The following is a 12,600-nucleotide window of genomic DNA, read 5'->3' as shown; positions in this document are numbered from 1 at the left end:
GATCGATGAACCGGATCGCGGAGCTCTCTGCGTTTCGGTGCGACAATGGGGCGCAGTATGTCCACCTCAGATGATCCCTTCGACGCCGACCGCGTGCTCACACGATCGGGTTGCGCCTGCGGCTGGCATCGCTCAGCCGCCGAGCATGAGCAGGCCGCGCGCACGCTGCGCTGCGAGCCGGTCGCCGATCTCAGCGAACGGAAGCGCTACGAAGGCATCGTCGCGTCGGCGGTGATGCGGGCGGTGTTTCCGCAGGATGTCGCGCGCCGCGCTTTCCTGAAATCGGTTGGCGCCGCGACGGCGCTCGCCGCGCTGTCGCAGTTCTTCCCGCTGAAGACGGCGACGGAGGCGTTCGCCGACGCCGGACCGCCGGAGAAGAAGGACCTCAAAGTCGGCTTCATCCCGATCACCTGCGCGACCCCGATCATCATGGCGGCGCCGCTCGGCTTCTATGCCAAGCAGGACCTCAACGTCGAGGTGGTGAAGACCGCCGGCTGGGCGGTCATTCGCGACAAGACCATCAACAACGAATACGACGCCGCCCACATGCTGGCGCCGATGCCGATCGCGATCTCGCTCGGCCTTGGCGCCAACGCCATACCGTTCACGGTCCCTGCGATCGAGAACATCAACGGGCAGGGCATCACGCTGGCGATGAAGCACAAGGACAGGCGCGATCCGAAGGACTGGAAGGGCATGAAGTTCGCCATTCCGTTCGACTACTCCATGCACAATTATCTGCTGCGCTATTACCTCGCCGAGCACGGGCTCGATCCGGATACCGACGTGCAGCTCCGCTCGGTGCCGCCGCCGGAGATGGTCGCCAATCTGCGTGCCGACAACATCGACGGTTTTCTCGCGCCCGACAATATCTGCCAGCGCGCGATCTATGACGGGGTCGGCTTCCTGCACATACTCTCCAAGGAGATCTGGGACGGCCATCCCTGCTGCAGCTTTGCCGCCAGCCGCGAGTTCATCACGACGGCGCCGAATTCCTTCGCGGCGCTGACCCGCGCGATCGTGGATGCCACGGGTTATGCGGCCAAGGCCGAGAACCGCAAGCAGATCGCGGAAGCGATTGCGCCGGCCAACTACATCAACGCGCCGGTGACGGTGCTGGAGCAGGTGCTGACCGGTACCTACGCCGACGGGCTCGGCGGCGTGAAAACCGATCCGAAGCGCGTCGATTTCGATCCGTTCCCCTGGCAGTCCTTTGCGGTGTGGATGCTGACGCAGATGAAGCGCTGGGGCCAGATCAAGGGCGACGTCGACTACAAGGCGGTCGCTGAGCAGGTCTATCTCGCCACCGATACCAGGAGGGTGATGGCCGAGATGGGGCTCGCGCCACCCGCCACCTCGTACAAGTCGTTCTCGGTGATGGGCAAGAGCTTCGATCCGGCCAAGCCCGACGATTATCTCGCGAGCTTCAAGATCAGGAAATCGTCGTGAGGCGAAAAATTCTAACCACGCCGTCGTCCCTGCCAAAGCAGGGACCCATACGCCGTGCTTTCTCGGTTAGGCGCGCGGGGAGACACTCAGCGCAACAATTGGGGCCGGTGGTTATGGGTCCCTGCTTTCGCAGGGACGACGCGGGGAGGGAGTGCTCGTGACCTTCTCCCTCCGTCTCCGCGCCGCGATCGTCTCGATCGCGCTGCTTGCCGCCTTCCTCGGCGCCTGGCACCTCGCCACCCGCAGCAGCGGCACGACGGGGGCGATGAGCCCCGAATACGCCAGGCTGATGGGGCTGACCGCGACGCAGGGCAAGTCGGCGATGCCGGGGCCGCTCGATGTCGGCGCCAAGCTGTGGGAGCACCTGAAGCGGCCGTTCTACGACAACGGCCCGAACGACAAGGGGCTCGGCATCCAGCTTGCCTATTCGATCGGGCGCGTCGGGCTCGGCTATCTGATCGCGGTCGTCGTCGCGATCCCGCTCGGCTTCATGATCGGCATGTCGCCCCTGATCAGCAAAGCGCTCGATCCCTTCATCCAGGTGCTGAAGCCGATCTCGCCGCTGGCCTGGATGCCGCTCGCGCTCTACACGATCAAGGATTCCTCGATCTCGGCGATCTTTGTCATTTTCATCTGCTCGGTGTGGCCGATGCTGCTCAACACCGCGTTTGGGGTCGCCGGTGTGCGCAAGGAGTGGATCAACGTCGCGCGCACGCTCGAGGTCGGCACCATCAGGCGCGCCTTCACCGTGATCCTGCCGGCGGCGGCGCCGACGATCCTGACGGGCATGCGGATCTCGATCGGGATCGCCTGGCTCGTGATCGTCGCCGCCGAGATGCTCGTCGGTGGCACCGGCATCGGCTATTTCGTCTGGAATGAGTGGAATAACCTGTCGATCACCAATGTGATCATCGCGATCCTCGTGATCGGCCTCGTCGGCATGCTGCTCGACCAGGTGCTGGCGCGGTTCACCCGCATGGTGACGTTTCCGGAGTAGCGATGACCGACAAGTTCATTTCCATCGAGGGCATCGCCCGCCGTTATCCCGGCGCGGGCTGCGGCACCACCACGGTGTTCGAAGACTTCTGGCTGTCGATGGCGCGCGGCGAGTTCGGCTGCGTGATCGGCCATTCCGGCTGCGGCAAGACCACGGTGCTGAACATCCTCGCCGGCCTCGACGAGCCGAGCGAGGGCACGGTGATCGTCGATGGTCAGGGGATCGAGGGCACCAGCCTCGACCGCGCTGTGATCTTCCAGAGCCATGCGCTGCTGCCGTGGCGCACGGTGCTCGGCAATGTCGCCTATGCCGTCAGCTCGAAATGGCGCAAATGGGATCGCGCGCGGGTGAAGGCGCATGCGCAGACGTTCATCGATCTCGTCGGGCTCACCGGCTCCGAGCACAAGCATCCGTCCGAGCTCTCCGGCGGCATGAAACAGCGCGTCGGCATCGCGCGGGCGCTGTCGATCACCCCGAAGATCATGCTGATGGACGAGCCGTTCTCGGCGCTGGACGCGCTGACCCGCGGCACGCTGCAGGACGAGGTGCGGCGGATCTGCCTGGAGACCGGGCAGACCACCTTCATGATCACCCATGACGTCGACGAGGCGATCTTCCTCGCCGACAAGATCTTCCTGATGACCAACGGTCCCGGCGCGGTGCTGGCCGAGATCGTCGAGAACCCGCTCCCGAAGGAGCGCGGCCGCATCGACCTACACCGGCATCCCTATTACTATGCGCTACGCAACCATATCGTCGATTTCCTGGTCAGCCGCAGCAAGAGCTTTGCCGCCGAGGTGACCGGTCACGATCCGCGCCACGTGCCGACGGTGCGGCCCGGCGTCGGCGAGCCCGTGATCGTCTCGCCGCCGCGCGTCGTCGAACCCAATCCCGCGCAGAGCGCTGCGCGCTGAAGCCTGAGGAGGAAACCTGATGAAACGCGAAGACCTCACCGAGAAGCTGCTCGACATCAAGCGCGAGAAGGGCTGGAGCTGGAAATACATCTGCGAGAAGATCGGCGGCTATTCCGAGGTGCTGATCACGGGCGCGATCCTCGGCCAGATGAAACTGACCAAGCCGCAGGCGGCGAACGCCGGCGAATTGTTCGGGCTGTCGAAGGCTGAGATCGCGATGCTGAACGAGACGCCGATGCGCGGCATGCCGATGCCGCCGACCGATCCCCTGATCTACCGCTTCTACGAGCTCGTAATGGTCAACGGCCCGGCCTGGAAGGCACTGATCGAGGAGGAATACGGCGACGGCATCATGTCGGCGATCGACTTCGACATGGTGATGGAGCGGTTGCCGAATCCGAAGGGCGACCGCGTCAAGATCACCATGAGCGGCAAGTTCCTTCCGTACAAATATTACGGCGCCAGCGGCAACGTGCCGGAATACGGCTTCAAGGAGGAGTGAGGCGAGGGGGCGAATGGCGAATAGCGAATGGATCGTTGTCCATTTGCTATTCGCACCTCACGATTCGCTACAGGATCGTTCCCGGCGTGTAGCGCGCCGCCTCAGGCTTGGCCTTGGCCAGCGCCTCGACCTGCTCGGCGAAGTGATCGACCTGGGCGGCGGCGTCGCCGGAGTTGGCGCGACCCTGCTCCAGCACCTGCTGCAGTTCGGCTGCGCTCAAGCCGAGACGCTTGTCGGCGGCGAGACGCTGCAGCAGATCGTTCTGCACGATCTTGCCGGTGCGCAGATCGCCGATGGCCGCGACGGCATGCTCCTTGATCGCCTCGTGGGCGCCTTCACGGCCCGCACCCTTCTTGACCGCTTCCATCATCACTGTGGTGGTCAGCAGGAAGGGCAAATAACGGTTGAGCTCGGTCTCGACGACGGCTTCGAACACCTCCATCTGGTCAAGTACCGTGAGCAGGGTTTCGAGCAGGCCATCCATGGCGAGGAAGGCATCGGGCAGCATGACGCGGCGGACGACCGAGCAGGAGACGTCGCCTTCGTTCCACTGGTCGCCGGCGAGCCCGGCGGCCATCGCCAGATAGCCCTTCAGGATCACATGCAGGCCGTTGATGCGCTCGCAGGAGCGGCTGTTCATCTTGTGCGGCATCGCCGAGGAGCCGACCTGGCCCTTGGCAAAACCTTCGCTGGCGAGTTCGTGGCCTGCCATCAGGCGGATGGTCTTGGCGAAATTGCCGGGTCCGCTGGCGAGCTCGGTGAGCACGCTGACCGCACGGAAGTCGAGGCTGCGCGGATAGACCTGGCCGACGGCATCGAGCACCTTCGGCAGGCCGAGGTGAACGAGGACGCGCTGCTCAAGCGCGCGCGCCTTGCCGGCATCGCCGTTGAACAGCGTGATCTGGTCGAGACGGGTGCCCACCGCGCCCTTCAGGCCGCGCGCGGGATAGGTTTGCAGCACGTTGACCAGGCTCTGATGCGCCAGCAGCATCTCCTCGCCGGACATGGCGATGCGCTTGCCGAGCGTCGTGACCTGCGCGGCGACGTTGTGGGTGCGCGCGGTGAACGGGATGTCGCGCAATTGCTTCGCGCGCCTGGCAAAGCGGATGAGCGCGGCGATGCTCTTGGTCTCGATGAGCTGCAGCGCGCGGTAGACCTGCAATTGCTCGACGTTCTCGGTGAGGTCGCGGCTGGTCATGCCCTTGTGCAGATGCTCGTGACCGGCAAGCTCGCAGAACTCCTCGATGCGCGCCTTGACGTCGTGGCGGGTGACGCGCTCCCGCTTCATGATGGAAGCCAAGTTGATCTGGTCCTTGACGCGCTCGTAGCTTTCGATCACGCCATCCGGCACAGCGATGCCGAGGTCGCGCTGGGCCTTCAGCACGGCGATCCAGTAGTCGCGTTCGAGGCGGACCTTGCCTTCGCCACTCCAGATGGCGCGCATGGCGGGCGAGGCGTAACGTTCGGCGAGGACGTTGGAAATGTGATCTTTTGACATCCCGCTCTCTTGGCATTGCCTGAGGCTGGCTGCAAGCCGCGACCTGCGATGAATCGTCAGGTCTGGTAACGCCTCGGCCGGGCTTGCGGTGCCGGCGCCAGCATACCAGATTCTGGAGGGCGCCGCCTCGGGCAATCCGGGGCGGCGCAGGCATGGCGCCGCGGTGGCCGGCAGCGCACCTCGCGATGAGGGGGCGATCAGTTGAATGCCGCGCGGACCTCCTTCACCTGCGCCATGTCGCGGACGAAGCTGAATGCGCCGTTGTCCTTCATCTCGCGGGCACAGCGCAGGAACGCAGCCAGCGCGTGGCGCTGCATTGCGCCGCCGACGCTGATGCGCTTGACGCCGGCAGCGGAGAGCTGCTCGACGGTCAGGGTCGGATCGGCAAAGCCCATCACGAGGTTGAACGGCTTCTTGACCGACGACACCACGGCCTTGATGGTGGCGAGATCGTAGAGGCCCGGCGAATACAGCACGTCGGCGCCGGCGGCCTCGAACGCCTGCAGCCGCTTGATGGTGTCGTCGAGATCCTTGCGGCCGTGCAGGAAGTTCTCCGCCCGTGCCGTCAGTGTGAACGGGAAGGGCAGCGCCCGCGCGGCCTCGACTGCGGCCTGCACCCGCTCGACGGCGAGCGTGAAATCGTAGATCGGGCGCTGCGGGTCGCCGGTCGAATCCTCGATCGAGCCGCCGACCGCGCCGGCTTCGGCGGCGAACCGGATCGCCTCGGCCGCGAGCTTCGGCATGTCGGCGCCGCAATTCTCCAGATCGGCATTGACGGGCAGGTCGGTGGCCTCGGCGATCACCCGGCAATTCTCGATGATCTCGTCGAGGCTGACGGTCGAACGGCCAAGCGTGTTGGCGAGCCCGAGGCTGGTGGTCGCAAGCGCCTCGAAACCCATGGATGCGAGCAGCTTCGCCGTCCCGGCGTCCCACGGATTTGGAATGATGAAGGCGCCGGGCCGCTGATGCAACTCGCGAAACCGTGCTGCCTCGTCCGCCTGGGTGCGCATGTGAACTCCTGCTGTTGTCAAAAGCGACTGGCAGCAGCGATAGGGCGGTTTCGTCCATCAGACAAATTTGTTATTTCTCTCGATATCATCAGCTTTTTGCATAAGGGTTCGGCATGGACAGCGACGCGCTCAACACGTTCCTGGTGGTGCATCGGCGCGGCGGGATCTCGCATGCCGCCAAGGCGCTGCATCGCTCGCAGCCGGCGATTTCCCGGCGCATCGCGCTGCTCGAGCAGGAGCTCGGGGTGCCCCTGTTCGAGCGGATCGCGGGCAAGACGCGGCTGAGCGACGCCGGGCGGGTGATGGTGCCTTATGCCGAACGGGCGGTGGCGGCGGCGCAGGATGCCGAGAACGCCGTGCGCGCGCTGCTGCGCGACAATTCCGGCCCGGTGGCGCTGGCGGTGACCGGCACGCTCGCCGGCGAGCGGCTCTCGAACGTGTTGAAGCGCTTTGCCCGCCGGCATCCGGACGTTGCGCTGACGCTGCGCACCGCGACCAGCGCCGAGGTCAGCGAGCTGATCCGGCGCGGCGAGGCCACGATCGGGTTGCGTTATGACCGCGACCGCTCGCGCGACCTCGATTGCGAGGTGCTGTTTGCCGAGCCGCTCGGGGTGGTCTGCGCGCCGGACCATCCGCTGGCGGGACGCCGGGTCGGCAAGCTTGCCGATCTCAGGGATGAGCGGTGGATCGCCTTCCCGGAGGTGCCGGGGCGCCGCGAGATCACGGCGTCGCATGTGTTCGCATTGTTCCAGACGCACGGGCTCGGCGAGGTGGACTGGACGCCGGTCGACAGCCTTACGGCGCAGAAACGCCTGGTCGAGGCCGGGCTCGGGATCGCGCTGCTGTCACAAAGCAATGCGGCGGAGGAATTGGATAGCTCCAGGATCGCGACGATCCGCGTCGGCGATCTCGCCGCAAGTCACGAGGTCGTCGCCGTGACTCGGCATGGCGGCTTTCTCAGCGCCGCCTCACGCCGTCTGCTTGATATCCTCCGTGCCGACTTCACCAAGACGAGAGGCACAAGCACGTCGCGCCGGAACGGTGTCCGGCGCGCATAAAAGCCGAGTTGGCAGTGTCCCGGAAACTCAGCTTCCCGCCTTGACCTGGGCCGCGGCCACCGCCAGCAGCTCGTCCATCTTGGCGCGGATATCGCGCTCGGTGACGGCCTGCCCCTTGGCGGTGAGGTCTTTCAGAACCTTGTGCAGCACGTCGTTATCGCCGGCTTCCTCGAAGTCGGCGGCGACCACTTCCTTGGCATAGGCGCTGGCGGCATCGCCCGTGATGCCGAGCTTCTCGGCGGCCCACAGCCCGAGCAGCTTGTTCCGGCGGGCTTCAGCCTTGAACTTCTGCTCCTCGTCGAGGGCGAACTTCTTCTCGAAACCTTCCTCGCGCTTGTTGAATTCGCTCATGGCTGAAGTTCCAATTCCCTTGCTGATTGAGGGCCGCCGCGCGTTGCGGCAGCCCCGATGCCTGCCTAGATAGGTGGGAGGAATCGGCAAGACAACGAGCCGTTAAGCCGCAGGCAAAACTGGCGGAATCGGCCCTTTATGATAGGGCGGTATAAGTGCCCTCAAGGGGGCACTATCGATTGTGCTGGATGGGCCAATCGGATAGGTTGCCAACAGGCATGGTTCTTGTTCTGTTTCCAGTTGGATTGCCCAGGTTCCAGGCCTCCGCGGCAGCTCCGTCGTGGGTCGTAACCCCAAGTCATCCGGAGCACCCAAATCCATGGATTTCAACAAAACACGGTACATCCCAATGAGCCGTCGACGCCGTATTTATGAAGGCAAGGCCAAGGTGCTTTACGAAGGCCCCGAGCCGGGAACCCTGATCCAGCACTTCAAGGACGACGCGACCGCGTTCAACGCCAAGAAACACCAGGTGATCGAGGGCAAGGGCGTCCTCAACAACCGGATTTCGGAGTACCTGTTTCAGCACCTCAACGATATCGGGGTGCCGACCCACTTCATCCGCCGCCTCAACATGCGCGAGCAGCTGATTCGCGAGGTCGAGATCGTGCCGCTCGAGGTGGTGGTGCGGAACGTCGCCGCCGGCTCGCTGTCGCAGCGGCTCGGGATCGAGGAGGGCACCCAGCTGCCGCGCTCGATCATCGAGTTCTATTACAAGAACGACCAGCTCAACGACCCCATGGTGTCGGAAGAGCACATCACCGCCTTCGGCTGGGCGACGCCCCAGGAGATCGACGACATCATGGCGCTGGCGATCCGCGTCAACGACTTCCTGACCGGCCTCTTCCTCGGCATCGGCATCCGCCTCGTCGACTTCAAGATGGAGTGCGGACGGCTGTTCGAGAACGAGATGATGCGGATCATCGTCGCCGACGAGATCTCGCCGGACTCCTGCCGGCTGTGGGACATCAAGTCGAACGAGAAGCTCGACAAGGATCGCTTCCGCCGCGACCTCGGTGGCTTGCTCGAGGCCTATACCGAAGTGGCAAAACGGCTCGGCATCCTGATTGAAAATGAACGGCCGGCCGGCAGCGGCCCGGTGCTGGTGAAGAGCTAAGCTGAAGGGGCGACCGTGAAGGCACGTGTGACTGTGACATTGAAGTCGGGCATCCTCGATCCGCAGGGCAAGGCGATCGAGGGCGCGCTGAAATCGCTCGGTGTGGATGGCGTCGCCAGCGTTCGCCAGGGCAAGGTGTTCGACATCGAGCTCGCCGCGACCGACAAGGCCAAGGCGGAGGCGGCGCTGAAAGCCGCCGCCGACAAGCTGTTGGCGAATACCGTGATCGAGAACTACCGGGTCGAACTGCTCTAGGCCGCATCGCACATGAAATCAGCCGTCCTCGTCTTCCCCGGCATCAACCGCGAGCGCGACATGGCGCGCGCGCTCAAGCTCGCATCCGGCAATGAGACCGCGATGGTCTGGCACGCCGAGACTTCGCTGCCCAAAGGCACCGACCTCGTGGTGGTGCCGGGCGGCTTCTCCTATGGCGACTATCTGCGCTGCGGCGCGATCGCGGCGCGCGCGCCTGTGATGGACGCGGTGCGCGACTTCGCAGCCTCGGGCGGCCTCGTGCTCGGTGTCTGCAACGGCTTCCAGATCCTCTGCGAGTCCGGGCTGTTGCCGGGCGTGCTGATGCGCAATGCCGGGCTGAAGTTCATCTGCCGCGACGTGCATATGCGGGTCGAGCGCTCCGACACCCCGTTCACCCGCGGCTACAATGCCGGCCAGGTGATCCGCGTGCCGGTGGCGCACGGCGAAGGCAATTACGAGGCGGACGAAGAGACGCTGAAGCGGCTCGAAGGCGACGGGCGGGTGCTCTACCGCTACTGCTCCCCGGAGGGCGTGGTCGACGAGGCCTCCAATCTGAACGGCGCCGCGCATTCGATCGCCGGCATCGTCAACGAGCGCGGCAACGTGCTCGGCATGATGCCGCATCCGGAAAACCACGTCGAAGAGATCATGGGCTGCACCGACGGCCGCGGCCTGTTCGCAGGGCTGGTCCAGCAGTTCGAAAAGGCGGCGTAACGATCATGCTGCGGCGGTGGTGCGTTGCCGCGGCGGCGGCGCTTGTGCTTGCGACGTCGGCCTACGCCCAGGACTTCCCGAAGCGTCCGATTACGATGATCGTGCCGTTCACGGCTGGCGGCACCTCCGACGTCATCGCCCGCGCGGTCGCCGACCAGATGAGCGCTGCGCTCGGCCAGAGCATCATCATCGAGAATGTCGGCGGCGCCGGCGGCTCGACCGCACTCGCCCGCGCTGCGCGCGCCGAGCCGGACGGCTACACCATCGCGATCGGCAATGCCGGCACCAACGCCGCGACCTACACGATCTATCCGAAGCTGCCGTTCACGCCCGAGTCCTTCGCGCCGATCGCCATGGTCGCCAAGACCTTCGGCATCGTCGCGCTGCGCAAGGATTTTCCGGCCAAGGACCTCAAGGAATTCATCGACTACGCTAGGAAGAATCCGGGCAAGGTCAATCTCGGCCATGCCGGCGTCGGCTCGTCGAACTATCTGATCTGCAAGAGCTTCGTCCATGCCGCTGGCATCGACGTGCAGCTGGTCGGCTATCGCGGCGCGGCGCTCGCACTGACGGATGCGATCGGCAGCCAGATCGACGGCGTCTGCGATGCCGCGGCCTCGGTGTCGCAGGCGATCGACGACAAGCTGGTGAAGGCGATGGTGGTCGGCTCGACCGTGCGGCTCGCCTCGCTGCCGGAGGTGCCGACCTCGGCCGAGGCCGGCCTGCCGGAGTTCGAGGCGCAGGGCTGGAACGGGCTGTTCGCGCCGAAGGGCACCCCGCCCGAGATCATCGCCAAGCTGAACGCCGCCGCGCGCGCTGCGGTCGCGAGCGAGGCGGTGAAGAAGCGGTTCGTCGACCTGTCGACCGTCGCGCCCGATGCCAATGAGCTGGCGCCCGAGGTGCTGCAGCAGCTGGTGACCCGCGACGTCGCGAAATACCGCACGCTGCTGGCGGACGACAAGAAGTAGAAAGTCACCGTCGCTGCATCGCCTCTGCTGCCGACGCGGTCGCCGGGGCGGCGAGGGCGTGCGTCAACCGTTCGCCAGACTGGCCTGAATTTTGCTGGTTATCTCCCGATCGACCAGGACGGGAGACGCATCATGCTCATTCGCAAGGCTTACTGCACGATAGCGCTGCTATGCGCGCTGCTGTCGTCGCATTCGGCGATGGCCGAGACCACGCTGCGTATCGCCATGACGGCGTCCGATATCCCGACGGCGACCGGGCTGCCGAATAACGGCTTCGAAGGCATGCGCTTTCTCGGTTATCCGATCTTTGAAGGTTTGGTGCTGTGGAATCTGAGCGGAACCGACCGCTTGGCGACCTTGCGTCCTGGACTCGCGGAGAGATGGGAACAGGACCCCGCCGACAACAAGACCTGGATTTTCCATCTGCGCCAGGGCGTCAAATTCCACGATGGTACCGATTTCAATGCCGATGCCGTGATCTGGAATCTCGATCGCTACTTCAACAGCGAGAGCCCGCAATTTGAACCGCCCAACTCGGCAATGTCGCGGGCGCGGGTCCCGGTGATGGGCAGTTACCGGAAGATCGATGACGCAACGGTGGCGATCACGACGACGAAGCCGGCATCCTATTTTCCCTATATGGCGGTCTATCTTCTGTTCACCTCGCCGGCCTCATTCGAAAAGGCCGGCCGCGACTGGGCCAAGGTGGCGACGTTGCCGGCCGCCGGCACCGGGCCGTTCCGCATCACCAGGGTTGTGCCGCGGCAAGAGGCGGACCTGGCGCGCTGGGACAAGTATTGGGACACGAGCAAGACAGCGAAGGTCGACAATGTCGTCTTGCTGCCGATCCCCGAGGCCAATTCGCGGCTGGCCGCCTTGCGTGCCGATCAGGTCGACTGGATCGAAGTGCCGCCGGCCGATGGTGTCGACTCGCTGAAATCCGCCGGCTTCACCATTACCACCGGCTCCTATCCGCATGTCTGGCCGTGGTTCTACAACATCGGCGCCGCCAACAGCCCATTCAAGGACGTCAGGGTTCGCCAGGCCCTGAACTACTGCATCGACCGTGACGGGCTGGTGTCCCTGCTCAACGGGACCGCAGAGCCGTCGGTCGGCTGGCTCAAGGCCAGCGATCCCGATTTCGGCACGCCGGTCAATCACTACAAGTTCGATCCGACCAAAGGCAAGGCGCTGCTTGCCGAGGCGGGTTACACGTCGGCAAAGCCATTGGCCTTCAAGGTGCTGATCTCGAATTCAGGCTCGGGGCAGATGCTGCCTCTGCCGATGAACGAATTCCTCCAGCAGAACCTGAAGGAAGCCTGCGGGGTCAATGTGGAATTCGACGTGATCGAATGGCAGGTGCTCTTGACGGCGGCCCGGGCCACGCCCGACAGCCCAACTCTGCGGGGCGCCATGGCGCTCAATATCAGTTCGCCTTCATCGGATGCCGGCGTGATGGCGCGCTATTTCCTGGCCGCCAATTTTTCACCGAACGGTTTCAATTTCGAGCAATGGAAGGACGACGAGTTCGAAGCCGCACTCAAGACGATCTCGGAAGCGACCGATCCGAAAGTAATCTCGGCGGCTTATCGCAAGGCGCATGAGCGCCTCGTCGACGACCCGCCCTGGCTCTATATCGTCCACGATCTGAACCCTCGCGCGATGAGCCCGAAGGTGAAGGGTTTTGTGTCGCCGCAGTCGTGGTTCGTCGACCTCACGCTGGTCAGCATGCAATAGGCCGGGATACAGCCTTGCGCGGCTCGAAAC

General features: G+C 64.6%; 13 protein-coding genes. 10 read left to right on the top strand and 3 right to left on the bottom strand.

The window, feature by feature from the left end:
* Positions 1 to 57 precede the first annotated feature (57 nt).
* The 4 genes from E2I15_RS16585 (at position 58) to cynS (ending at position 3,862) form a co-directional block, all read left to right on the top strand.
* Positions 58 to 1,449 (top strand): CmpA/NrtA family ABC transporter substrate-binding protein, encoded by a 1,392-nt coding sequence (locus E2I15_RS16585; protein WP_137480045.1) that lies wholly within the window; start codon positions 58 to 60, stop codon positions 1,447 to 1,449.
* A gap of 157 nt (positions 1,450 to 1,606) precedes the next feature.
* The gene (ntrB, locus tag E2I15_RS16580) at positions 1,607 to 2,446 is read left to right on the top strand and encodes a nitrate ABC transporter permease (RefSeq protein WP_137480044.1); all 840 of its coding nucleotides are present in this window, start codon (positions 1,607 to 1,609) and stop codon (positions 2,444 to 2,446) included.
* A gap of 2 nt (positions 2,447 to 2,448) precedes the next feature.
* Positions 2,449 to 3,360, top strand: coding sequence for an ABC transporter ATP-binding protein (locus E2I15_RS16575; RefSeq protein ID WP_137480043.1), 912 nt, complete (start codon positions 2,449 to 2,451; stop codon positions 3,358 to 3,360).
* A 19-nt stretch (positions 3,361 to 3,379) separates the two neighbouring features.
* Entirely contained in the window at positions 3,380 to 3,862 is a 483-nt protein-coding gene (cynS, locus tag E2I15_RS16570) for a cyanase (protein WP_137480042.1), read from the top strand.
* A 67-nt stretch (positions 3,863 to 3,929) separates the two neighbouring features.
* Here cynS and purB read toward each other — a convergent pair whose 3' ends face one another.
* Both purB and E2I15_RS16560 read right to left on the bottom strand, forming a co-directional pair.
* Positions 3,930 to 5,360, bottom strand: a complete 1,431-nt coding sequence (purB, locus tag E2I15_RS16565) for an adenylosuccinate lyase (protein ID WP_137480041.1) — start codon at positions 5,358 to 5,360, stop codon at positions 3,930 to 3,932.
* A gap of 197 nt (positions 5,361 to 5,557) precedes the next feature.
* Positions 5,558 to 6,370 carry an isocitrate lyase/PEP mutase family protein gene (locus E2I15_RS16560; protein ID WP_137480040.1) on the bottom strand — a complete coding sequence of 271 codons (813 nt, stop codon included), beginning with the start codon at positions 6,368 to 6,370 and terminating at the stop codon, positions 5,558 to 5,560.
* 113 nt (positions 6,371 to 6,483) lie between these two features.
* On the opposite strand from E2I15_RS16560, the gene E2I15_RS16555 reads away from it, so the two are divergent.
* Complete coding sequence (locus E2I15_RS16555) at positions 6,484 to 7,428, top strand: LysR family transcriptional regulator (RefSeq protein WP_137480039.1); 945 nt, start codon at positions 6,484 to 6,486, stop codon at positions 7,426 to 7,428.
* A 27-nt stretch (positions 7,429 to 7,455) separates the two neighbouring features.
* Here the strand turns inward: E2I15_RS16555 and E2I15_RS16550 are convergent, their stop codons facing one another.
* Entirely contained in the window at positions 7,456 to 7,779 is a 324-nt protein-coding gene (locus E2I15_RS16550) for a DUF1476 domain-containing protein (protein ID WP_016843453.1), read from the bottom strand.
* A 349-nt stretch (positions 7,780 to 8,128) separates the two neighbouring features.
* Between E2I15_RS16550 and purC the strand changes: the two genes are divergently transcribed.
* The 5 genes from purC (at position 8,129) to E2I15_RS16525 (ending at position 12,570) form a co-directional block, all read left to right on the top strand.
* Positions 8,129 to 8,896, top strand: a complete 768-nt coding sequence (gene purC / locus E2I15_RS16545; protein WP_016843454.1) for a phosphoribosylaminoimidazolesuccinocarboxamide synthase — start codon at positions 8,129 to 8,131, stop codon at positions 8,894 to 8,896.
* A 15-nt stretch (positions 8,897 to 8,911) separates the two neighbouring features.
* Positions 8,912 to 9,151 carry a phosphoribosylformylglycinamidine synthase subunit PurS gene (gene purS, locus E2I15_RS16540; protein ID WP_026192985.1) on the top strand — a complete coding sequence of 80 codons (240 nt, stop codon included), beginning with the start codon at positions 8,912 to 8,914 and terminating at the stop codon, positions 9,149 to 9,151.
* A 12-nt stretch (positions 9,152 to 9,163) separates the two neighbouring features.
* Positions 9,164 to 9,865 (top strand): phosphoribosylformylglycinamidine synthase subunit PurQ, encoded by a 702-nt coding sequence (gene purQ / locus E2I15_RS16535; protein ID WP_137480038.1) that lies wholly within the window; start codon positions 9,164 to 9,166, stop codon positions 9,863 to 9,865.
* 5 nt (positions 9,866 to 9,870) lie between these two features.
* Positions 9,871 to 10,833: a tripartite tricarboxylate transporter substrate-binding protein gene (locus E2I15_RS16530; RefSeq protein WP_137480037.1), complete on the top strand. Its 963-nt coding sequence runs from the start codon at positions 9,871 to 9,873 to the stop codon at positions 10,831 to 10,833.
* A gap of 132 nt (positions 10,834 to 10,965) precedes the next feature.
* The gene (locus E2I15_RS16525; protein ID WP_137480036.1) at positions 10,966 to 12,570 is read left to right on the top strand and encodes an ABC transporter substrate-binding protein; all 1,605 of its coding nucleotides are present in this window, start codon (positions 10,966 to 10,968) and stop codon (positions 12,568 to 12,570) included.
* The last annotated feature ends 30 nt before the right edge of the window (positions 12,571 to 12,600 follow it).

Source organism: Bradyrhizobium sp. BR2003, from assembly GCF_009720285.1.
Classification (GTDB): domain Bacteria; phylum Pseudomonadota; class Alphaproteobacteria; order Rhizobiales; family Xanthobacteraceae; genus Bradyrhizobium; species Bradyrhizobium elkanii.
Note: the sequence above shows the minus strand (reverse complement) of the source record. Positions and strands in the feature narration are given on the sequence as shown.

Bases quoted from the DNA above. Each gene is read 5' to 3' on its own strand.
- E2I15_RS16585 (WP_137480045.1), top strand. From the start codon at position 58: ATGTCCACCTCAGATGATCCCTTCGACGCCGACCGCGTGCTCACACGA.
- E2I15_RS16575 (WP_137480043.1), top strand. From the start codon at position 2,449: ATGACCGACAAGTTCATTTCCATCGAGGGCATCGCCCGCCGTTATCCC.
- cynS (WP_137480042.1), top strand. From the start codon at position 3,380: ATGAAACGCGAAGACCTCACCGAGAAGCTGCTCGACATCAAGCGCGAG.
- purB (WP_137480041.1), bottom strand. From the start codon at position 5,360: ATGTCAAAAGATCACATTTCCAACGTCCTCGCCGAACGTTACGCCTCG.
- E2I15_RS16560 (WP_137480040.1), bottom strand. From the start codon at position 6,370: ATGCGCACCCAGGCGGACGAGGCAGCACGGTTTCGCGAGTTGCATCAG.
- E2I15_RS16555 (WP_137480039.1), top strand. From the start codon at position 6,484: ATGGACAGCGACGCGCTCAACACGTTCCTGGTGGTGCATCGGCGCGGC.
- E2I15_RS16550 (WP_016843453.1), bottom strand. From the start codon at position 7,779: ATGAGCGAATTCAACAAGCGCGAGGAAGGTTTCGAGAAGAAGTTCGCC.
- purC (WP_016843454.1), top strand. From the start codon at position 8,129: ATGAGCCGTCGACGCCGTATTTATGAAGGCAAGGCCAAGGTGCTTTAC.
- purQ (WP_137480038.1), top strand. From the start codon at position 9,164: ATGAAATCAGCCGTCCTCGTCTTCCCCGGCATCAACCGCGAGCGCGAC.
- E2I15_RS16530 (WP_137480037.1), top strand. From the start codon at position 9,871: ATGCTGCGGCGGTGGTGCGTTGCCGCGGCGGCGGCGCTTGTGCTTGCG.
- E2I15_RS16525 (WP_137480036.1), top strand. From the start codon at position 10,966: ATGCTCATTCGCAAGGCTTACTGCACGATAGCGCTGCTATGCGCGCTG.